Source organism: Streptomyces sp. NPDC003035, from assembly GCF_042888285.1.
Classification (GTDB): Bacteria; Actinomycetota; Actinomycetes; order Streptomycetales; family Streptomycetaceae; genus Streptomyces.
The window spans coordinates 128,518-149,789 of sequence record NZ_JBIAPJ010000008.1; the positions used below are offsets into that span (position 1 = coordinate 128,518).

Consider the following 21,272-nt stretch of genomic DNA (forward strand, 5'->3'; position numbering starts at 1 on the left):
GACACGGCGCTCGTTGATAGCGCCGCGCGGTCGGCGTGTCGGTTGGGCGCCACGCTGCTTTGGGGCCCTCCGCGGGCAGCTGCCCTCACGCCTGGGCGGCCCAGCGGGCACGGGCCTGCGCGGCGTGCCAATCGGGCGCCCCGGGGCCCGGCGGGCACGCAACCGGCGCGCGGTGTCCGCGGCGCATGGCCGTCAGCGGAGGCCGTAGACCCGTCGGGCGTTGCCCGCCGCGAGCATCGTCGCGACGCGTTGGGCGTCGGTGAGGGACCAGGCGCCGTCGCCCACCCATTCGCCGAGCACCCGGCTCAGCGCGCTCCGGAAGACGCTCGCCGCGACGACGTGCAGCTCGGGCAGGGCGTGGGCGCCGCTGGAGAAGAGCAGTTTGCCGAAGGGGGCCAGCTCCAGGAGTTCGGCGAGGACGGCCGCCGCCCGGGCCCCGGTCCTGCCGAGGACGGAGCCGAGGTCGGCGTACACGTGCGGGAAGGCACCGGTCAGCTGGGCCGTCCGGCGGTGGTGCGGGTAGCCGTGCAGGAGCACCAGGGAGCTGCCGAGTCCGCTGGTGGCCGCGGCGAAGCCGGCGAGCCCGTCCGGGTCCTCGGTCCCCACGTGCAGCTGGAGCGGCCGCCCGGAGGCGACGGCGATCCACAGGAGATGGCGCAGCAGGACGGGGTCGGTGAGCCGGCCGCCGGCCCCGCGGCCGGCCAGCCAGCGGCCCGCGGCCCCGCGCACCTCGCCGGGGCCCGGCGGTTCGGGCGCGTACGCGAGCCCGCGGGAGACCCCCGCCACGGAGGTGAAGGCGACGGCGGTCGCGGCGGCGCCGTGGACCGCCTCCGCGAGGTTGGCCAGGAGCGCCTCGACCGTCCCCGAGGTGTCGGCGACCTGCTCGGCGAGCGGCTCGAGACGGACGATCTCATGGGCGTCGGCGGCGCCGGTGGAGGCGATCTCGGCGGGACCCGTCAGGTCGCCGGGAAGTCCGGTGTCCACCAGGTAGGTCGAGATGCCGGAGGCCCGCAGCAGTCTGCGCCCCGACTCCAGGACCCCCAGCTCCCGGCGGCGGGCGAGATAGCGGGCCGGCGGGCAGTGCGGTTCCAGGCCGAGCAGCGGCGGGCACCAGCGGCGTACCGCGAAACCCGTCTGGGTGTCGAAGAAGGTGGTGCCGGGCGCGGGCGGCGCGGCCCCTGCTCCGACGGGCCTGCCGAGGTGCGCCTCGAAGGTGCCGAGGCCGAGCTCCGTGCGGAGCACCCCGTGGCAGTGCTGGTCCACCAGGCTCGGGGTCTCGATCATTCGGGGGGCTCCCTGCGTGGACGTGCTTCCACCCGTCCTAACGGGTGAGCCCCACCCGAGGTTGTTGCCTGTCGCCTCAGCCGTTCGACGGGCCGCCGAGCTGGATTCCGGCCATGCGGGTCCACTCGTACGGGCCGGTGACGACCTTCGCGGCGAACTCGCCGTCGAACTCGTCGTGGAGGGTCAGCCCCGCCTTCTCGGCGGCCTCCTGGGCGACGGCGTGCGTGGGGGCCACCAGGTCGCCCCAGCCGCCGTCCTCGCCGACGAGCACGATGCGGGTGCCCATCTGGCCGGTGTAGGCGAGCTGCCCCTCGGCGCCGCCGTGCTTCTTGGAGAACGCCTGGATCTGCCGGGCGAGCTTGGCCGCCTTGCGCTCCGCCTTGGTGTCCGCCTGCGTGGTGTCTGCCATGACAACGATGCTACCCAGCGGTAGATCCACTGGCGACGGCCGGGGCGTGTGGGCTGTCCCACGCGCTCCGGCCGTCGTTCAGGACCTGAGGAGGCTCGGCGTCCTACCGCAGGAAGGGGTCGACCGCGACCGCCACGAAGAGCAGCGACACATAGGTGATCGACCAGTGGAAGAGGCGCATCTCCTTGAGCTTCGCGCCGGTCGCGCCGTTCTTCGCCCGGTTGAGCAGCGCGTGCGCCTCCCAGAGCCACCAGCCGCCGGTGAGCAGCGCCACGGCCGTGTAGAACCAGCCCGTGTAGCCCAGCGGCGTCAGCAGCAGCGAGACGGCGACCATGACCCAGCTGTACGCGACGATCTGCCGGGCCACGACCTTGTTGGAGGCGAGCACCGGGAGCATCGGCACGCCCGCGCGGGCGTAGTCGTCCTTCACCTTCATCGACAGCGGCCAGTAGTGCGGCGGCGTCCAGAAGAAGATGACGAGGAAGAGGATGATCGCGGCCCACGACATCGAGTTGGTGACGGCCGACCAGCCGATCAGCACCGGCAGACAGCCGGCGATGCCGCCCCAGACGATGTTCTGCGCGGTGCGCCGCTTCAGGATCATCGTGTAGACCACGACGTAGAAGAGGAGGGCGCCGAGCGAGAGGGCCGCGGAGAGCCAGTTGACCAGCAGGCCGAACCAGAGCGTGGAGACCACGGCGAGGGTGAGGCCGAAGACCAGGCCCTCGCGCGGGGTGAGGACGCCGGTGACCAGCGGACGCTGGGAGGTGCGGTCCATCAGGGCGTCGATGTCGCGGTCGATGTACATGTTCAGCGCGTTCGCGCCGCCCGCCGACAGGTAGCCGCCGAAGCAGGTGGCCAGGACCAGCCACAGGTTCGGCACGCCCTGCTCGGCGAGGAACATCACCGGGACGGTGGTGATGAGCAGAAGCTCGATGATCCGCGGCTTGGTCAGCGCCACGAATGCCTTGACGCGGGCCCCGAACGGCCGATGGCCCCCCGGGCTGGGAGTCAAGACGACCCCTGCGGGTCGGGACTCGACGGCCGTCACGCACACCCCTGACAGAGAAATCCCAGCAAGCTCCCCGGATGAAGACGGGGTGAAGACTTGCGCGTACCACGCCACTCTAGACGTTGCCCATACGCCGATCTTCGCGGGGGTGGGGTCGTGTTGAGGGGGTGTGTCCCAAGGCGTGGACAGGGCTCGGGAGGCGAAGTGACAGACTCGCCTTCAGTCTTGATGTGTCCGCTCATTTGAGGGGCCGATTATCGAAAAGAGGGGGTTGTGTCGGGGGTAGGCTCGACACCGCCGGTACACCCTCAGTCACCGGCTTTCCAGTACATGTGGAGAGGAGCCCTGACTCAGGGTGAGCACTAAGCCGACCACCACAGACCTCGAGTGGACCGAATTGGACCAGCGGGCCGTGGACACCGCACGCATCCTGGCCGCGGACGCCGTACAGAAGGTCGGCAACGGCCATCCCGGTACGGCCATGAGCCTGGCGCCCGCCGCGTACACCCTCTTCCAGAAGGTGATGCGGCACGACCCGGCGCAGCCCGACTGGGTCGGGCGCGACCGTTTCGTGCTCTCGGCCGGTCACTCGTCCCTCACGCTCTACACCCAGCTGTACCTGGGTGGCTTCGGTCTCGAGCTGGACGACCTGAAGGCCTTCCGGACCTGGGGCTCGAAGACCCCGGGCCACCCGGAGTACGGACACACCGCGGGTGTGGAGACGACGACCGGCCCGCTGGGCCAGGGTGTCGCCAACGCCGTGGGCATGGCGATGGCCGCCCGCTACGAGCGCGGTCTGTTCGACCCGGAGGCGGCCCCCGGAACCTCCCCGTTCGACCACCACGTCTACGTGATCGCCGGTGACGGCTGCCTCCAGGAGGGCATCTCCGCCGAGGCGTCCTCGCTGGCCGGTCACCAGAAGCTCGGCAACCTGATCCTGCTGTGGGACGACAACCACATCTCGATCGAGGGCGACACCGAGACCGCCGTGTCCGAGGACACGATGAAGCGGTACGAGGCCTACGGCTGGCACGTCCAGCGTGTCGAGCCGCAGGCGAACGGCGACCTGGACCCGGCCGGGCTGTTCGCGGCGATCAAGGCCGCCGAGGCCGAGACCGAGCGTCCGTCGTTCATCGCGATGCGCTCGATCATCGCCTGGCCCGCCCCGAACGCGCAGAACACCGAGGCCGCGCACGGCTCGGCGCTGGGCGACGAGGAGATCGCGGCCACCAAGCGCGTCCTCGGCTTCGACCCGGAGCAGACCTTCGAGGTCACCGACGAGGTCATCGGGCACACCCGCGCCCTGGGCGACCGTGGCCGTGAGGCCCGCGCCGCCTGGGAGAAGTCCCTCGCCGAGTGGCGTACGGCCAACCCGGAGCGGGCCGCGGAGTTCGACCGCATCCAGGCGAACGAGCTGCCCGAGGGCTGGGAGTCGAAGATCCCGGTGTTCGAGGCGGGCAAGGGTGTCGCCACCCGCGCCGCGTCCGGCAAGGTCCTGCAGTCGCTCGGCGCGGTCATCCCGGAGCTGTGGGGCGGCTCGGCCGACCTCGCCGGCTCGAACAACACGACGATCGACAAGAGCTCGTCGTTCCTGCCCGAGGGCAACCCGCTCCCGGAGGCCGACCCGTACGGCCGCACGATCCACTTCGGTATCCGCGAGCACTCCATGGCCGCGGAGATGAACGGCATCGCGCTGCACGGCAACACCCGTATCTACGGCGGCACCTTCCTGGTGTTCTCCGACTACATGCGCAACGCGGTCCGCCTGTCGGCCCTGATGCACCTGCCGGTGACGTACGTCTGGACCCACGACTCGATCGGTCTGGGCGAGGACGGTCCGACCCACCAGCCGGTGGAGCACCTGGCGTCGCTGCGCGCGATCCCCGGTCTGAACGTCGTCCGCCCGGCGGACGCCAACGAGACCGCCATCGCCTGGCGCGAGATCGTCAAGCGTCACACCCGCGAGTTCGGAAAGGGCGCCCCGCACGGTCTGGCCCTGACCCGTCAGGGTGTGCCGACGTACGAGCCGAACGAGGACACCGTCAAGGGCGGGTACGTGCTCTTCGAGGCCGACGGTGGCGAGCCGCAGGTCGTGCTGATCGGCACCGGCTCCGAGGTGCACCTGGCCGTCGAGGCCCGCGAGCAGCTCCAGGCCGCCGGCGTCCCGACGCGCGTGGTCTCGATGCCGTCCGTCGAGTGGTTCGAGGAGCAGGACCAGGGGTACAAGGACTCGGTCCTGCCGCCGTCCGTGAAGGCGCGCGTCGCGGTCGAGGCCGGTGTCGGTCTGACCTGGCACAAGTACGTCGGCGACGCCGGCCGGATCGTCTCGCTGGAGCACTTCGGCGCCTCGGCCGACGCGAAGGTCCTCTTCCGCGAGTTCGGCTTCACGCCGGAGGCCATCGCCGCCGCGGCCCGGGAATCTCTCGCCGCCGCCGCGCGCTGACGCCCATAGACACGACTTTTGGAGAACCTCTCATGACAGACGCTCTCAAGCGCCTCTCCGACGAAGGCGTCGCGATCTGGCTGGACGACCTCTCGCGTCAGCGGATCACGTCCGGCAACCTGGCCGAGCTGATCGACCAGCAGCACGTGGTCGGTGTCACCACCAACCCGTCCATCTTCCAGAAGGCGATCTCGGAGGGCCACGGTTACGACCAGCAGCTCGCCGACCTCGCCGCCCGCAAGGTCACCGTGGAAGAAGCCATCCGCATGATCACGACGGCGGACGTGAGGGACGCCGCCGACATCCTGCGTCCGGTCTTCGACGCGACCGACGGCCAGGACGGCCGGGTGTCCATCGAGGTGGACCCCCGTCTGGCCCACAACACGGCGGCGACCATCGCCGAGGCCAAGCAGCTGGCCTGGCTGGTCGACCGTCCCAACACGCTCATCAAGATCCCGGCCACCGAGGCGGGTCTGCCGGCGATCACCGAGGTCATCGGCCTCGGCATCAGCGTCAACGTGACGCTGATCTTCTCGCTGGAGCGCTACCGCGCCGTCATGGACGCCTACCTCGCCGGTCTGGAGAAGGCGAAGGAGCGCGGCCTGGATCTCTCCAAGATCCACTCCGTGGCGTCCTTCTTCGTCTCCCGCGTGGACTCGGAGATCGACAAGCGCCTGACCGCCCTCGGCACGGACGAGGCCAAGGCCCTCAAGGGCAAGGCCGCCCTCGCCAACGCCCGTCTGGCGTACGAGGCGTTCGAGGAGGTCTTCTCCTCGGAGCGCTGGGCCGCCCTCGACAAGGCGCAGGCGAACAAGCAGCGTCCGCTGTGGGCCTCGACCGGTGTGAAGGACCCGGCGTACAAGGACACCCTGTACGTGGTGGACCTGGTCGCCCCCGGCACCGTCAACACCATGCCCGAGGCCACCCTGGAGGCCACCGCCGACCACGGCGAGGTCACCGGTGACACCGTGCGTGGCACCTACGAGCAGTCCCGCGCCGAACTGGCCGCCGTCGAGAAGCTCGGCATCGCGTACGACGACGTGGTGCGGCTGCTCGAGGACGAGGGCGTCGAGAAGTTCGAGGCGTCCTGGAACGACCTGCTCAAGTCGACCGAGGCGGAGCTTGAGCGCCTCGCACCTTCGGAGGCGTAAGCACCTTGAGCGCAGTCCACGGAGCCAACCCGCTCCGTGACGCCGCAGACCGACGGCTCCCGCGTATCGCGGGGCCGTCGGGTCTGGTGATCTTCGGTGTCACGGGCGATTTGTCCCGTAAGAAGCTGATGCCTGCCGTCTACGACCTGGCCAACCGCGGCCTGCTGCCGCCGGGCTTCTCGCTCATCGGCTTCGCCCGCCGCGAGTGGCAGGACGAGGACTTCGCGCAGGAGGTCTACGAGGCCGTCAAGCAGCACGCCCGTACGCCGTTCCGCGAGGAGGTGTGGCAGCAGCTGATCCAGGGGATGCGTTTCGTCCAGGGCGACTTCGACGACGACGACGCCTTCGACCAGCTGAAGACCACCGTCGAGGAGCTGGACAAGGCACAGGGCACCGGCGGCAACTTCGCCTTCTACCTGTCCGTGCCCCCGAAGTTCTTCCCCAAGGTCGTCCAGCAGCTGAAGAAGCACGGTCTGGCCGACCAGAAGAACGGCTCCTGGCGCCGCGCGGTCATCGAGAAGCCCTTCGGTCACGACCTGGCCTCCGCCAAGGAGCTCAACGAGGTCGTCCACGAGGTCTTCCCGCCCAACGAGGTCTTCCGGATCGACCACTACCTCGGCAAGGAGACCGTCCAGAACATCCTGGCGCTCCGCTTCGCCAACACCCTCTTCGAGCCGATCTGGAACCGGTCGTACGTCGACCACGTGCAGATCACCATGGCCGAGGACATCGGCATCGGCGGCCGGGCCGGCTACTACGACGGCATCGGCGCAGCCCGTGACGTCATCCAGAACCACCTCCTCCAGCTGCTCGCGCTGACCGCGATGGAGGAGCCCGCCTCCTTCGACGCGGACGCGCTCGCCGCCGAGAAGACCAAGGTGCTCGGCGCGGTGAAGCTGCCGAAGGACCTGGGCTCCTCGACCGTGCGCGCCCAGTACGCCGCCGGATGGCAGGGCGGCGCGAAGGCCGTCGGCTATCTGCAGGAGGACGGGATCGACCCCAAGTCGAAGACCGACACCTACGCGGCCATCAAGCTGGAGATCGACAACCGCCGCTGGGCGGGCGTCCCGTTCTACCTCCGTACCGGCAAGCGCCTCGGCCGCCGCGTCACCGAGATCGCGGTCGTCTTCCAGCGCGCCCCGCACTCCCCCTTCGACCACACGGCGACCGAGGAACTCGGCCGCAACGCCATCGTGATCCGCGTCCAGCCGGACGAGGGCGTGACGGTGCGGTTCGGCTCCAAGGTGCCGGGCACGCAGATGGAGATCCGGGACGTGTCGATGGACTTCGCGTACGGCGAGTCCTTCACGGAGTCCAGCCCGGAGGCGTACGAGCGGCTCATCCTCGATGTGCTGCTCGGCGACTCGAACCTCTTCCCGCGGGTCGAGGAGGTCGAGCTGTCCTGGATGATCCTCGACCCGATCGAGCAGTACTGGGACAAGCACGGCAAGCCCGCCCAGTATCAGGCGGGCACGTGGGGTCCGGTCGAGGCGGACGAGATGCTCGCACGAGACGGACGGAGCTGGCGCCGGCCATGAAGACCGACCTGACGGACACCACGTCCAGCAAGATCAACAAGGCGCTGGTGCTCGGGCGGCGGGCCATCGGCACGCCGGCCGTCGGCATGGTGCTCACCCTCGTCATCGTCACCGACGAGGAGAACGCCTACGACGCGCTGAAGGCGGCCAACGACGCGTCCCGCGAGCACCCCTCGCGGACGCTGGTGGTCATCAAGCGGGCCGCGCGCTCGCCGCGTGACCGGGCGAAGGCACGGCTGGACGCCGAGGTCCGCCTCGGCGCCGACGCCAGCACCGGCGAAACGGTTGTCCTCCGGCTGTACGGCGAGGTCGCGGACCACGCCCAGTCGGTGGTCCTTCCGCTGCTCCTGCCGGACGCGCCCGTCGTCGTCTGGTGGCCGGTCAACGCGCCGGCCGACCCGGCGAACGACCCGCTGGGCGCGCTCGCCCAGCGCCGGGTGACCGACACGTACGCCGCCGAGCAGCCGATCCACGAGCTGACCGGCCGGGCGGCCGCCTACACCCCGGGCGACACGGACCTGGCCTGGTCCCGGATCACCCCGTGGCGTTCGATGCTGGCCGCCGCGCTCGACCAGGTCGTGTGCGAGGTCACCTCCGCCGAGGTGGAGGGCGAGGAGTTCAACCCGAGCGTCGAGCTGCTTGCCATGTGGCTGGCGGACCGGCTGAAGGTGCCGGTCCGGCGCGCCAAGTCGGCGGGCCCCGGGCTCACGTCCGTACGGATGGAGTCCACCTGCGGGCCCATCGTGCTCGACCGGCCCGACGGATCGCTGGCGACGCTCTCCATCCAGGGGCAGCCGGACCGTGCCGTGGCGCTCAAGCGCCGCGAGACGTCCGAACTGATCGCGGAGGAACTGCGCCGGCTCGACCCGGACGACACCTACGCCTCGGCGCTGCGGTACGGGCTCGACCGGCTCGACGAGGAGGCGGCGATCACCGCCCCCGACCCCGTCGAGGCGACCCCGGTCGCGGCGGCTCCGGCGGCCGACCCCGCTCCCTCGTCCGCGAAGGAGCCGGCGGCCAGGAAGTCCGCGGCCAAGAAGGCGGCGGCCAAGTGAGCGCTCCGCAGCTCGTCGTGCACCGCGACAAGGAGCTGATGGCCCAGGCCGCCGCGGCCCGGCTGATCACGCGGATCGTGGACGCCCAGGCCGCGCGCGGCTCGGCGTCCGTGGTCCTCACGGGCGGCCGCAACGGCAACGGGCTGCTCGCGGCGCTCCGTTCGGCCCCGGCGCGGGACGCGATCGACTGGTCGCGGCTCGATCTGTGGTGGGGCGACGAGCGGTTCCTGCCCGATGACGACCCGGAGCGCAATGTCACCCAGGCCCGCGAGGCGCTGCTCGACAGCGTCCCGCTGGACCCGGCCCGGGTGCACGCGATGCCGGCCTCGGACGGGCCGTTCGGCAGTGACGTCGACGCAGCGGCCGCCGCCTACGCGGCCGAACTGGCCGCGGCCGCCGGTCCGGAAGACCATGGCCCGGTGCCGACGTTCGACGTGCTGATGCTGGGTGTCGGGCCCGACACCCATGTGGCCTCGCTGTTTCCGGAGCTTCCGGCGGTCCGCGAGACCGAGCGCACGGTGGTGGGCGTGCACGGCGCGCCGAAGCCGCCGCCGATCCGGATCTCGCTGACGCTGCCGGCGATCCGTGCCGCGCGCGAGGTGTGGCTGCTCGCGGCCGGCGAGGACAAGGCGAAGGCCGCGGCGATCGCCCTGTCGGGCGCGGGCGAGGTCCAGGCCCCGGCCGCCGGCGCCTACGGCCGCTCCCGCACGCTGTGGCTGCTGGACGCGGCGGCCGCCTCGGAGCTGCCGCGCGCCCTGTATCCGCCGGCGACGGCCTGAGTCGGCCGACGGACGCTCGACGAGGCCCGGTTCACCGCACGGTGGACCGGGCCTCCGGCGTTTCCCGTACGGGTTCCAGGAAGGGGTGGAGCAGGTCCGGCACCGCCTCCGCGGCGAAGGCGAGACCCTCGCCCTCCCCGGCGTCGTGGATGTCGTACGCACCCGCTCCCGCCGCGGTCGTCGCGGTCAGGGTCAGCACACCGGCCCGGCGCTGGAAGTACGACTGCTTGACGGTCCATCCGATGACGCCGCCCCGCTGGAGGGCGACCGTGGACCGGCGGATCGTGCCGGAACGGGCCACCAGATAGCCGCCGGTGATGCCGTGTCCGAGGTTGCGGTACGCGTCGAGGGCGAGGAGCACGGCGAGCGGGACCAGAACGAGGGCGCAGCCGGCCGCGACGTACAGCAGGACCGGGGTGAGGACGGCTCCGAGGACGGCGAGGACCGCGACCGGGGCGAGCGCGCTCGCGAGGGCCCAGCGCAGGCGGCGGGTGCGGGCGGCGCGGGGATGGGCGGTCAGCGGAGCGCTCGTGGGGGCCTCGGGCTCGCGCAGGACCGCGGCGGCGACCCGGTCGGCGAACAGCCGGGGCGCGGGCGGCAGCAAGGTCTTGTGGTCGGCGTGCTTGTCCTCATCGTCCTTGACGAGTCCGGTGGCGACGGCGTCGACGCGGGCCGCGCCGCACATCCGTACGCCCAGCGGCTCGACCAGTTCGACGCCGCGCAGGCGTCGTTCCTCCAGGGAGATCGAGCGGGCGGTGAGCAGTCCGCGGCGGACCCGCAGGGTGCCGCCGGGCTCGCGCTCCAGGCGGTAGTTCCACCACATCTCGACCCAGAGGCCGAGGGCGCCGACGGCGCCGGCGAGGACGGCGAGGACGGCGAGCAGGACGAGCGCGAGGATCGTCGCGACGAGCGAGGTGTCCTGGAAGCGGTCGGCTATCCAGTCGATCACCTCGGCCTGGGCCCCGAACCACTCGCTGACCTGCATCACGGCGCCGGCCGCCGCGCCGCCGAGCAGCGGGGCGACGAAGGAGACCGGGGCGTAGCGGATCCAGTGGAGGTCGAGTGCGGCCAGGGGGCCGTCGTGGGGTGTGTCCCCGGCGGTGGTGGCGGTGTGGGCGAGGAGTTCGCGGCGGAGGCGTTCGCCCTCGGCCCGGGTGACCGGGTCGAGTTCGAGGGTGGACTCGCCGCCGCTGTTCTCCCCGGTGCCGATGCGGACCTTGACCAGGCCGAGGAGGCGCAGCAGTGGATGGGCCGTCAGGTCGACGGTGCGGATGCGCTCGCGGGCCAGCGAGCGGCGCTTGACCAGGAGGAGGCCGGTGTGGAGTTCGGCGCGGTCGGCACCGATGCGGTAGCGGGTACGGCGCCAGCGGACGTAGTCGGCGGCCGAGCCGCCGCCGATGAGGAGCGTGGCCCCGGCGAGGATCCAGCCGAGGGCCTGCCAGGCGGGCATGGCGCCGGAGAGGCCGAAGAAGGCGGGCAGTGCGGCGCCGCCGGCGACACCCGCGAGGACGGCGGCGGTGACCAGGACCGTACGGCGGTCGAGGCGCCGCCAGTCCTCGGTCATGTGGCGTCCCCTGAGGTCGCCTGGGTGATGGCGGTCAGGCGCTCGGCGAGGTCGGCGGCGAGTTCGTGGTCGAGCCCCTCGATCCGGACGGCGCCTTTCGAGGAGGCGGTGGTGACGGTCACGGTGGCGAGCCCGAAGGCCTGCTCCAGCGGTCCCCGTACGGTGTCGACGGTCTGGATCCGGGACATCGGGGCGATCCGCCACTCCTGCCAGAAGGCCCCGGTGCGGACGTAGACGGCGTCCTCGGTGACCTCCCAGCGGTGGACTCTGAACCACCAGGCGGGGAGGAACGCGGTGCAGGCGAGGCCGGCGACCGCCACGACCCCGGCGGCGGGCAGCAGCCAGGACCGGGCCGGCGTGATGAGCGCGCCGAGCACCGCCAGGACGACCGCCGGTACGGCGGTGGTCAGCAGCAGCTGCGTACGCCACCAGCCGACGGCCCGGTCGTTCAGCGTGTGGCGCGGCGGCCTCAGCCGGACCTCGCCCGTCACCGCGTTCTCCCCCGGCATCGGTGTCTACCGTCCGCGCAGGGAGCGGTAGGTGGCGACGAGTTCGGCGGTCGAGCCGTCGAGCTCGGCACCGCCCTCTCCGCCGGTCAGCACCGGCTCGATCTTCTTGGCGAGGACCTTGCCGAGCTCGACGCCCCACTGGTCGAAGGAGTCGATGTTCCAGACGGCGCCCTGGACGAACACCTTGTGCTCATAGAGCGCGACGAGCTGGCCGAGGACGGAGGGGGTGAGCTCCTTGGCCAGGATCGTGGTCGTGGGGTGGTTGCCCTGGAAGGTCTTGTGCGGGACGAGGTCCTCGGCCACGCCCTCGGCCCGTACCTCTTCGGGTGTCTTGCCGAAGGCCAGCGCCTGGGTCTGGGCGAAGAAGTTCGCCATCAGCAGGTCGTGCTGGGCGACGAGGCCGGGGAGCAGGTCGGCGACGGGCTCCGCGAAACCGATGAAGTCGGCCGGGATGACCTTGGTGCCCTGGTGGATCAACTGGTAGTACGCGTGCTGCCCGTTGGTGCCGGGCGTGCCCCAGACGACCGGTCCGGTCTGCCAGTCGACGGGGTTGCCGTCCCGATCGACGGACTTGCCGTTGGACTCCATGTCGAGCTGCTGGAGGTAGGCGGTGAACTTCGAGAGGTAGTGCGAGTACGGCAGGACGGCGTGCGACTGGGCGTCGAAGAACGCGCCGTACCAGACACCGAGGAGGCCGAGGAGCAGCGGCGCGTTCTCCTCGGCGGGCGCGGTGCGGAAGTGCTCGTCGACGAGGTGGAAGCCGTCGAGCATCTCGCGGAAGCGGTCGGGGCCGATGGCGATCATCAGGGAGAGGCCGATGGCGGAGTCGTACGAGTAGCGGCCGCCGACCCAGTCCCAGAACTCGAACATGTTGGCCGTGTCGATGCCGAAGTCCTCGACCTTCTCGGCGTTGGTCGACAGGGCCACGAAGTGCCGGGCGACGGCGTCCTGGTCGGCGCGCAGGCCGGTGAGGAGCCAGTCGCGGGCGGAGGTGGCGTTGGTGATCGTCTCGATGGTGGTGAAGGTCTTCGAGGCGACGATGAAGAGCGTCTCGGCCGGGTCGAGGTCGTGGATCGCCTCGTGGAGGTCGGCGCCGTCGACGTTGGAGACGAAACGGAACGTCAGATCGCGCTGGGTGTAGGAGCGCAGGACCTCGTAGGCCATGGCCGGCCCGAGGTCGGAGCCGCCGATGCCGATGTTGACGATGTTCTTGATCGGCTTGCCGGTGTGGCCGGTCCACTGGCCCGCGCGGACCTTGTCCGCGAAGGCGGCCATCTTGTCGAGCACGGCGTGCACGGCCGGGACGACGTTCTCGCCGTCGACCTCGATGACGGCCTCGCGCGGGGCGCGCAGCGCGGTGTGCAGGACCGCACGGTCCTCGGTGGTGTTGATCTTCTCGCCGCGGAACATGGCGTCGCGCAGCTCGGCCACGCCGGTCGCGGCGGCCAGCTCGCGCAGCAGCGCGAGGGTCTCGTCGGTCACCAGGTGCTTGGAGTAGTCCAGATAGAGGTCGCCGACCCGCAGGGCGTACGCCGTGCCACGGTCCGGATCGGCGGCGAACAGCTCGCGCAGGGTGGTCTCCCCCACCTGCTCGCGGTGCTTGCCGAGGGCGGCCCATTCGGGCAGCTGGTTGAGCCTCATCGAGCCTTCGGTCTTCATCTCGGACATCGCCTACTTCTTCTCTTCCTGCCTGCTTGCCCCGCTGCCCCTCCAACCTAATTGATCGCTGCGACAGAGCATGCTCTCCGGCCCGCGCGACTGGCCGGGCTAGAGTGATCAATTCTGACCAACTGGTCTTTTACTTTGGGGGATTTCTTGCGTTTCAAGCACACCGCGGCCGTCTGCGCGGCGGCCCTGGCCGCCCTGCTCGTCCCACTGACCGCCACGCCCGCCGCCGCGGCCACGCCGACCACCTCGGACACCGTGACGGCGACGGACTATTCGTACGAGGGCCGCGTGGACATCGGGTGGCAGAGCCCGACCAGGCTCGACCCCATCACGATCCGGGCGACCGACATGCGGACCGACGGCTACGCCGTCGGCATCCGCCTGATCACGAACGGCGAGAACGGCAAGATCGTGTGGCGGATGCGGACCGTTCCGACGGGCCAGAACACCGCCACCTGGACGACGTACGCCGCCCCGGGCGGTTACATCAGCTACGCCTACTTCGAGGTCTGCCAGATCAAGGCGAGCACCGGAGTCATCTGGTCCTGCGGGGCCTCGAACGTGATGCACAACCCGTTCGACGACTCCTCGAACTGAGCACCCGGGGGTTTGACGCGAACGGGCCCTGCCCGCGAATCGCTTCGCGGGCAGGGCCCGTTCGTCACACCGTCACACCACGCTCAGATCTCGCCGCGCAGTTTGGCGAGCGCCTCGGCGAGGATCGCCTCGCCGTCCGCGTCGCTGCGCCGCTCACGCACATACGCGAGGTGCGTCTTGTACGGCTCGGTGCGCGGCGGGTCCGGCGGGTTGTCCCGGTCCTGACCGGCCGGGAAGCCGCAGCGCGGGCAGTCCCACGTCTCCGGAACCTGTGCGTCACTGGCGAAGCTCGGCTGCGTCTCGTGCCCGTTCGAGCACCAGAAGGAGATGCGGAGGCGCGGCGCCGACTCGCCCCGCTCGGCCTCGCCCATCGGCCCCGCTCCGACCCGGCTTCCCCGGATCGCGTTGCCACTTGCCACGGTCGTAACTCCCTGCGTGATGGTGCTCGAAGATGCCCCAGTCTACGTAAGGCCCAACGCGCGTCCAGTGATTGGAGTTACACGTCCAACTTCATCAGAAGCGCAAGAACGACAATGCACGCGAACCAGATCAGACCGACCACGATGGTGATGCGGTCGAGGTTGCGCTCGGCGACCGAGGAGCCACCGACGGACGACTGCATACCGCCACCGAACATGTCGGAGAGGCCGCCGCCCTTCCCCTTGTGCATCAGCACCAGCAGCATCAGCAGCGCGCTGAAGACGATCAGGGCGATCGAGAACCCCATAACCACGGCTGGACCAACTTCCTCGGACTTATACGGACGGGGGTCGGGCAGGTCCTGCCCGACCCCCGCAAGGGTACGACGGATCGTCGCTACCGCCTACTCACCGATCACCTCACTGGTCGCGGAAGCGGACGATCTTGACGAACTCGTCGGCGTCCAGCGCCGCGCCGCCGACCAGGGCACCGTCGACGTCGGGCTGCGCCATGATCGCGGCCACGTTGCCGGCCTTGACCGAGCCGCCGTACTGGATGCGGATCTTGTCGGCCAGCTCCTGGGAGTAGAGCTCCGCGAGGCGGCCGCGGATCGCCCCGCAGACCTCCTGCGCGTCCTCGGGGGTGGCGACCTCGCCGGTGCCGATGGCCCACACCGGCTCGTAGGCGATCACGAGGGACTCGGCCTGCTCGGCCGGGATGTCCTTCAGGCCGCCGTCGAGCTGGTTCAGGGTGTACTGGACCTGCTGGCCGGCCTTGCGGACGTCCAGGCCCTCGCCGACGCAGAGGATCGGGGTCACGCCGTGCTTGAACGCGGCCTTCACCTTGGCGTTGCAGATCTCGTCCGTCTCGGCGTGGTACTGCCGGCGCTCGGAGTGGCCCACGGCGACGTAGGTGCACTTGAGCTTGGACAGCATGGCGCCCGAGATCTCGCCGGTGTAGGCGCCGGAGTCGTGCGCCGAGATGTCCTGGGCGCCGTACTTGATCTTGAGCTTGTCGCCGTCGATCAGGGTCTGGACGGACCGGAGGTCGGTGAAGGGCGGCAGGACCGCGACCTCGACCGCGTCGTAGTCCTTGTCGTTCAGCGCGAAGGCGAGCTTCTGGACGTGGGCGATGGCCTCGAGGTGGTTGAGGTTCATCTTCCAGTTGCCCGCCATCAGCGGGGTGCGCGTGGTCATTAAGGGTCAGTCCTCCAGTGCGGCGAGGCCGGGGAGCGTCTTGCCCTCGAGGTACTCGAGGGAGGCGCCGCCGCCGGTCGAAATGTGGCCGAAGGCATTCTCGTCGAAGCCCAGGGTGCGGACCGCGGCGGCACTGTCGCCACCGCCGACCACGGTGAAGCCGGGGCTGTCGAGCAGGGCCTGCGCGATGGCCCTGGTTCCGCCGGCGTAGTCGGGGTGCTCGAAGACGCCCAGCGGGCCGTTCCAGAAGACGGTCTCGGCGTCGGCGAGCTTCGACGCGTACAGCTCACGCGTCTTCGGGCCGATGTCCAGGCCCTCCTTCGTCGACGGGATCTTGTCGGCGTCGACGGTCTCGAAGTCGGCCGGGGCCTTGGTCTTCAGGTCCGGGAAGTCCGTGGAGACGAGCACGTCGACCGGGAGGACGAGCTCGACGCCGTTCGCCTCGGCGCGCTTCATGTACTCCTTGACGACCTCCACCTGGTCCTTCTGGAGCAGGGAGATGCCGACCTCGTAGCCCTTGGCGTAGAGGAAGGTGTACGCCATGCCGCCGCCGATCAGCAGACGGTCGGCCTTGCCGAGCAGCGCGTCGATGACGGCGAGCTTGTCGGAGACCTTGGCGCCGCCCAGGACGACCACGTACGGGCGCTTGACCTCGTCGGTCAGCTTCTTCAGGACGCCGACCTCGGTGGCGATGAGGTAGCCGGCGGCGTGCGGCAGGCGGGCCGGGAGGTCGAAGACCGAGGCGTGCTTGCGGTGCACGGCGCCGAAGCCGTCGCCGACGTAGACGTCGGCGAGGGCGGCCAGCTGGTCCGCGAACGCGCCGCGCTCGGCGTCGTCCTTGGAGGTCTCGCCGGCGTTGAAGCGGAGGTTCTCGATGACGGCCACCCGGCCGTCGGCGAGGCCCGCGACGGTCGCCGTGGCGGACTCGCCGACGGTGTCGGTCGCGAAGGCAACGTCGGCACCGAGCAGTTCACCGAGGCGCGCGGCGGCCGGGGCGAGGGAGAACCCCGGGTCCGGGGCGCCCTTCGGGCGGCCCAGGTGCGAGGCGACGACGACGCGGGCACCGGCGTCCGCCAGCGCCTTGACCGTGGGCACGACGGCGCGGATGCGGCCGTCGTCGGTGATGGTGGTGCCGTCCAGCGGCACGTTCAGGTCGGCGCGGACGAATACCCGCTTGCCGGCGACGCCTTCGGCGAGAAGCTCGTCGATGGTCTTCATCTTCTACTGACTCCTTGGTACGCGGTGAAGCACACGAGACAGGGCTCGTACAGCGCATCATCGCGCTGTCCGAGCCCTGTGCTCACATCGAGGTGCCGGTTCCGGAGGCTTAGAGCTGGTTGCCGACGAAGACGGTGAGGTCGACGAGGCGGTTGGAGTAGCCCCACTCGTTGTCGTACCAGCCCAGGATCTTCACCGAGTTGCCCTCCTGGACCATGGTCAGGGAGGAGTCGAAGGTGCAGGAGGCCGGGTCGCTGACGATGTCCGAGGAGACGATCGGGTCCTCGGTGTAGAAGAGGATGCCCTTCAGGTCGCCGTCGTCGGCGGCCTTCTTGAACGCGGCGTTGACCTCGTCCTTGGTGACCTCGCGCTGCAGCGTGACGACCAGGTCGGTGGCCGAGCCGGTCGGGACCGGGACGCGCATGGCGATGCCGTCCAGCTTGCCCTTGAGCTGCGGGAGGACCAGGGCGGTGGCCTTGGCGGCACCGGTGGTGGTCGGGATGATGTTCTCCGCGGCGGCGCGGGCGCGACGCAGGTCGGAGTGCGGGAAGTCCAGGATGCGCTGGTCGTTGGTGTACGCGTGGACCGTCGTCATCAGACCCTTGACGATGCCGAAGTTCTCGTCGAGGACCTTGGCCATCGGCGCCACACAGTTGGTGGTGCAGGAGGCGTTGGAGATGACGTGGTGGTTGGCCGCGTCGTACTTGTCCTGGTTGACGCCCATGACGATGGTGATGTCCTCGTCCTTGGCCGGAGCCGAGATGAGGACCTTCTTCGCGCCACCGGCGATGTGCTTCTCGGCGTCGGCCTTCTTGGTGAAGATGCCGGTCGACTCGATGACGATGTCGACGCCCAGCTCGCCCCAAGGGATGTCGGCCGGGTTGCGCTCGGAGAGCACCTTGATGGTGTGGCCGTCGACGGTGATGGTGTCGGCGGTGTGGGTGACCTCGGCCTTGAGGCGCCCCAGGATCGTGTCGTACTTCAGCAGGTGAGCAGTGGTCGCGGTGTCACCCAGGTCGTTGACAGCCACGATCTCGATGTCGGCACCCTGCTCAAGGAGCGCGCGGAAGTAGTTGCGACCGATGCGGCCAAAGCCGTTGATGCCTACGCGGATCGTCACGAACCGATCTCCTCGTTAGGTACGCCGGTTTCGACGCCGGCGAGATTCTTTTAGGGATGTCCCCGACCGCTTACGACCCTACCTCTCCCATCGGCTCAGAGTGACATCGTGTGCAGCCGTAAGACCGATAAATGCACCGTGGCCCGTTGCTACCGACGGGTTCGAGCCACGGTGCCCCTTTCGCCCCGATCACTGACTGTGATCAAAAGGGCGGGTGTCCGCTCAGCCGTGCACCGCGCGGAGCGCCTTCCGGATGAGGGCGCTGCGCTCCGCCTCGGTCCGCACGTGTTCCAGGCCGAAGCCGAGGAGCACGGTGTCACGCGTCGTGACGGCGGCCTGGGAGTGGAAGAGCCCCGGCGAGCGCGCCCAGTCGCTGCCGTTGCCCGGGCTGCCGGCCGGCGGCCCCGGTACGGACCAGGCACCCAGCGCGGTCTCGAACCCCTCGCCCTGGCTCGGTGTGCCGCCGACGACGAGCGCGGTGTCGTCGACGAAGGCACCCATCTCGCCGGTGCCGGGGTCGGTGATGTACGAGATGGACAGCTCGACCTGCTTGCCCGCGTAGGCGCTCAGGTCGACCGACGCCTGCCGCCAGCCGTTGGAGGGGCCGGTGAAGGCGTTCCAGGAGCCGGTGGTGCCGGTGGTGGCGCAGCCGCCCTCCCCGACGGTCAGGTAGCGGGCGAGGAAGGGGTGGCCGCGGACGTAGTAGCCCGCGCCGCAGTCGGCCGGGGCGGCGGTGGAGGTGCCGCCGTTGGCGTCGGGCAGCGTGGTCCAGTCGTCCTGGCCGACGGTGTGGGCCTCGACGACGAGGTTGTCGTAGCCGGGCTCCGTGTCGTAGCTGACCTGGAACCGCAGGCTGGGCCTGGCGGCGGCGTCGACGCCGGTGAGGTCGACGGTACGGCTGAGGCGGGTCCAGGTGTTGTCGGTGTGGCGGGCGGCCGCGAAGTGGCTGCCCGCGTACGGCTCGAAGGGGGTGCGGACGCCCGGGTAGTCGCCCGCGGGCGTGCTGCGGAACTGCGGGAACCGCCGCGGATCGAGGGTGTCCGAGGTGACGGTGTACGCGCCGGCGTGGTCCAGCGGGTTGTCCGCCGTGCCGCCGAGGCCTGCCGTATGGCCCGCGAATCCGCCGGATCCGGCGAAGGCGGGCGGGTCCTTCAGCCCGGCCCGGTGGTAGGCGCCGAGGAAGTACTGGGCGAAGTCGTTGGAGTCGGCGCGGCCGATGTCGACGAGGCCGCCGGACTTCTCGCCGGCGTTGACGAGCTTGCCGCCCTCGTTGAGGTAGTCGCGGACGGCGAGCATGACAGGCCCGGAGGGCTGCTCGGCGCCGGTGTACCAGACGACGGTACGGAAGTGGCTGAGGATGCCGAGGGCGTCCGGGACCCCCTGCGTGGCGACGTCCCAGACGGCGGCCTCGCGGCCGGCGCCGGCGAGCGCCTTCACATAGGCGGCGGTGTGCCGGGCGGCGGTGGTGCCGCCCTCCTCGGCGAGGACGAGCACGTCGCCGCGGGGCCGGTCGGCCACGGTGTAGGTGAAGGGGGTGGACGAGGTCACCTTGCCCTCGTGGGTGCGGGCGGTGAACCAGACCTCGACGGTGTCGCCCGGTGCGGCGTCCTCGACCTCGGCCCGGTACTCGTCGAAGAAGAGGTTGTCCTCGCCGCCGTAGGTCTCGCCGCCCTTCCATGCCTCCAGGCGCTCGGTGTGCGTCCGGCCGCCGTTGATCCGGTACCTGAGCTCCTTGCCGCGCAGCGACCCGCGGGCGGTCACGGAGACCTCCTGGTCGCCGCCGCGGGCGTAGGAGGTGGTGAAGGTGTCCGGGGTGAAGTCGGGCGCGTCGAGGCCGGTGACGGAGACGGGCCGGTCCGGGTGGGCGGAGGATTCGGCGACGGCGAGCGCGAACGGGACGTTCTTGGCGAACTCCGCCTGGATCAGCTTCTCGTCGTCGGGGAAGGTGAAGACGGAGGCGCAGTCGGCGGGCTCCCAGGCGTCGTTCGGGTCGATGCGGGAGACGGTGGCACAGGTCGACATCTCCGGGGTGAACATCTGCATCCCGTTGACGTTGGCGGCGTGTCCGTCCGCCTCGCCGTTGGTGGTGTAGAGCTCGGAGGAGACCTGCGGCCGGTAGCCGGGCACGGCGGGCTTCTGCGGGGTGCCCGCGAGCGACCTGAGCGCCACGTCGTCGGGGGTGTCGGTGGCGACCTGCCAGCCGACGCCGTACAGCAGCAGTTGGGCGGCGGAGTGGTAGTTGATGCCGTACTGGAAGCCGATGCGCTTCTGGAAGGCGTCGAGGGCCTTGGTCTCGGGCTCGGACATCGGGCCCGTGCCGCGGTAGGTCTCGTCGGCCGGGTCGGGCGACGAACCCTCGTTGTCGTAACCCCACTTGTAGGCGAAGTTACGGTTGAGGTCGACGCCGTCGCCGGGCGCGATCCGTCCGTCGCCGTTGTTGTCGCGGAGGTTCTTGCGCCACTGGCGGTTGGCGGGATCGGCGTGGGTGAAGTCGTAGCCGTCGGGGTTGGCGGAGAGCACGAACCACAGCTCGGTGGAGTCGACGATCTTCGTGACCCGCTCGTCCTTGCCGTAGCCGTCGAGGTAGTGGTGGAGCAGCCTCCGTGTCATCTCGGGGGTGATCCACTCACGGGCGTGCTGGTTGGACACGTAGAGCGTGGCGGGCCGGCTGCCGTCCCGGACCTTTTTCGCGCCCTTGGAGACCTTGACGGCGAGGATGTCCTGGCCCTTCACGGTCTTGCCGATGGAGACGACCTTCGTGAGGTCCGGGTGGGCCTGGGAGGTGGCGAGGATCTCCTGCTTGAGCCCGCCGCTGCCGCCGTACGGACGGAAGACGCCGTCCCCGGCTCCGGCGACCCGCTTCTCGGCCTGGGCGGAAAGAGTGTGCTTCGCGAGTTCGACGCCCTTGCCGCGCAGCTGCCCGGCCTGCCTGTCCGTGAGGTAGAGCTCGAGCGTGGCGGAACCCTCGTCGGGCACCTGTTCGGTCAGTTCGTGACCGTCGGTGCCGGCTTCGAGGAGCAGCGGCACCTGTTCCTTGCTGACCTCGGCACGCCATACGGAGAGAGCGTCGCCGCCGGCGCCGCCGGCGCTCCTGTCCTGAGGTTCCGCTCCGGCGACGGGTGCCGTCGCCAGTCCCGCGATCAGCAGTGAAGCCGCGGCGAGGATCGATCTCGCTCTGCGTCTCATGTGCCCCCCTTGCTGTTGTCTGCCACGGAAGCGAACAGACGCCAGGCTCATGATCATTCATGATCATGTCAAGGGTGCCGCACCGGCCGAACGGGTGCTGCCGGTGCCTCAGAAAGGCACCGG

The 21,272-nt window shown here is 70.4% G+C and carries 18 protein-coding genes; 6 read left to right on the forward strand and 12 right to left on the reverse strand.

The window, feature by feature from the left end; translation table 11 throughout:
- Positions 1-192: 192 nt before the first annotated feature.
- The 3 genes from ACFYV5_RS25355 to ACFYV5_RS25365 all read right to left on the reverse strand — a co-directional run bounded on the left by ACFYV5_RS25355 (position 193) and on the right by ACFYV5_RS25365 (position 2,744).
- A complete protein-coding gene (locus tag ACFYV5_RS25355; protein ID WP_389172169.1) occupies positions 193-1,284 on the reverse strand; it encodes an amidohydrolase family protein in 1,092 nt (363 codons plus the stop codon).
- A 76-nt stretch (positions 1,285-1,360) separates the two neighbouring features.
- Complete coding sequence (locus ACFYV5_RS25360) at positions 1,361-1,693, reverse strand: hypothetical protein (RefSeq protein ID WP_389172171.1); 333 nt, start codon at positions 1,691-1,693, stop codon at positions 1,361-1,363.
- A gap of 103 nt (positions 1,694-1,796) precedes the next feature.
- On the reverse strand, positions 1,797-2,744 hold the full coding sequence (locus tag ACFYV5_RS25365; protein ID WP_355111365.1) for a heme o synthase: 948 nt from the start codon (positions 2,742-2,744) through the stop codon (positions 1,797-1,799).
- A 316-nt stretch (positions 2,745-3,060) separates the two neighbouring features.
- On the opposite strand from ACFYV5_RS25365, the gene tkt reads away from it, so the two are divergent.
- From tkt to pgl, 5 genes are read left to right on the forward strand one after another with little or no spacing between them, the layout of a single operon-like run.
- Positions 3,061-5,148: a transketolase gene (gene tkt / locus ACFYV5_RS25370; RefSeq protein ID WP_355111363.1), complete on the forward strand. Its 2,088-nt coding sequence runs from the start codon at positions 3,061-3,063 to the stop codon at positions 5,146-5,148.
- 32 nt (positions 5,149-5,180) lie between these two features.
- Complete coding sequence (tal, locus tag ACFYV5_RS25375) at positions 5,181-6,299, forward strand: transaldolase (RefSeq protein WP_355111362.1); 1,119 nt, start codon at positions 5,181-5,183, stop codon at positions 6,297-6,299.
- 5 nt (positions 6,300-6,304) lie between these two features.
- Entirely contained in the window at positions 6,305-7,837 is a 1,533-nt protein-coding gene (gene zwf, locus ACFYV5_RS25380) for a glucose-6-phosphate dehydrogenase (RefSeq protein ID WP_355111361.1), read from the forward strand.
- Positions 7,834-8,892: a glucose-6-phosphate dehydrogenase assembly protein OpcA gene (gene opcA / locus ACFYV5_RS25385; RefSeq protein WP_355111359.1), complete on the forward strand. Its 1,059-nt coding sequence runs from the start codon at positions 7,834-7,836 to the stop codon at positions 8,890-8,892. The genes zwf and opcA overlap by 4 nt, the downstream gene beginning before the upstream one ends.
- A complete protein-coding gene (gene pgl, locus ACFYV5_RS25390) occupies positions 8,889-9,671 on the forward strand; it encodes a 6-phosphogluconolactonase (protein ID WP_389172174.1) in 783 nt (260 codons plus the stop codon). The genes opcA and pgl overlap by 4 nt, the downstream gene beginning before the upstream one ends.
- 31 nt (positions 9,672-9,702) lie before the next feature.
- On the opposite strand, the gene ACFYV5_RS25395 is transcribed toward pgl, so the two are convergent.
- The 3 genes from ACFYV5_RS25395 to pgi are packed head-to-tail and all read right to left on the reverse strand — an operon-like array spanning position 9,703 to position 13,412.
- Positions 9,703-11,235 carry a PH domain-containing protein gene (locus ACFYV5_RS25395; RefSeq protein WP_389172176.1) on the reverse strand — a complete coding sequence of 511 codons (1,533 nt, stop codon included), beginning with the start codon at positions 11,233-11,235 and terminating at the stop codon, positions 9,703-9,705.
- Positions 11,232-11,744 (reverse strand): PH domain-containing protein, encoded by a 513-nt coding sequence (locus ACFYV5_RS25400; RefSeq protein WP_389172178.1) that lies wholly within the window; start codon positions 11,742-11,744, stop codon positions 11,232-11,234. Before ACFYV5_RS25400 ends, ACFYV5_RS25395 begins: the two co-directional genes overlap by 4 nt.
- A gap of 6 nt (positions 11,745-11,750) precedes the next feature.
- The gene (gene pgi, locus ACFYV5_RS25405) at positions 11,751-13,412 is read right to left on the reverse strand and encodes a glucose-6-phosphate isomerase (RefSeq protein WP_389172180.1); all 1,662 of its coding nucleotides are present in this window, start codon (positions 13,410-13,412) and stop codon (positions 11,751-11,753) included.
- 147 nt (positions 13,413-13,559) lie between these two features.
- Between pgi and ACFYV5_RS25410 the strand changes: the two genes are divergently transcribed.
- Complete coding sequence (locus ACFYV5_RS25410) at positions 13,560-14,009, forward strand: hypothetical protein (protein WP_355111350.1); 450 nt, start codon at positions 13,560-13,562, stop codon at positions 14,007-14,009.
- Positions 14,010-14,092: 83 nt separating this feature from the next.
- Here ACFYV5_RS25410 and ACFYV5_RS25415 read toward each other — a convergent pair whose 3' ends face one another.
- The 6 genes from ACFYV5_RS25415 to ACFYV5_RS25440 all read right to left on the reverse strand — a co-directional run bounded on the left by ACFYV5_RS25415 (position 14,093) and on the right by ACFYV5_RS25440 (position 21,149).
- Positions 14,093-14,428, reverse strand: coding sequence for an RNA polymerase-binding protein RbpA (locus ACFYV5_RS25415; protein ID WP_003976875.1), 336 nt, complete (start codon positions 14,426-14,428; stop codon positions 14,093-14,095).
- Positions 14,429-14,505: 77 nt separating this feature from the next.
- Positions 14,506-14,736 carry a preprotein translocase subunit SecG gene (gene secG, locus ACFYV5_RS25420; RefSeq protein WP_355111348.1) on the reverse strand — a complete coding sequence of 77 codons (231 nt, stop codon included), beginning with the start codon at positions 14,734-14,736 and terminating at the stop codon, positions 14,506-14,508.
- 112 nt (positions 14,737-14,848) lie between these two features.
- Positions 14,849-15,625, reverse strand: a complete 777-nt coding sequence (gene tpiA / locus ACFYV5_RS25425; protein ID WP_355111347.1) for a triose-phosphate isomerase — start codon at positions 15,623-15,625, stop codon at positions 14,849-14,851.
- A gap of 6 nt (positions 15,626-15,631) precedes the next feature.
- Complete coding sequence (locus ACFYV5_RS25430; RefSeq protein ID WP_389172183.1) at positions 15,632-16,843, reverse strand: phosphoglycerate kinase; 1,212 nt, start codon at positions 16,841-16,843, stop codon at positions 15,632-15,634.
- 109 nt (positions 16,844-16,952) lie between these two features.
- Positions 16,953-17,963: a type I glyceraldehyde-3-phosphate dehydrogenase gene (gap, locus tag ACFYV5_RS25435; RefSeq protein ID WP_355111344.1), complete on the reverse strand. Its 1,011-nt coding sequence runs from the start codon at positions 17,961-17,963 to the stop codon at positions 16,953-16,955.
- Positions 17,964-18,185: 222 nt separating this feature from the next.
- On the reverse strand, positions 18,186-21,149 hold the full coding sequence (locus tag ACFYV5_RS25440) for a M14 family zinc carboxypeptidase (RefSeq protein WP_389172185.1): 2,964 nt from the start codon (positions 21,147-21,149) through the stop codon (positions 18,186-18,188).
- Between the last annotated feature and the right edge of the window lie 123 nt (positions 21,150-21,272).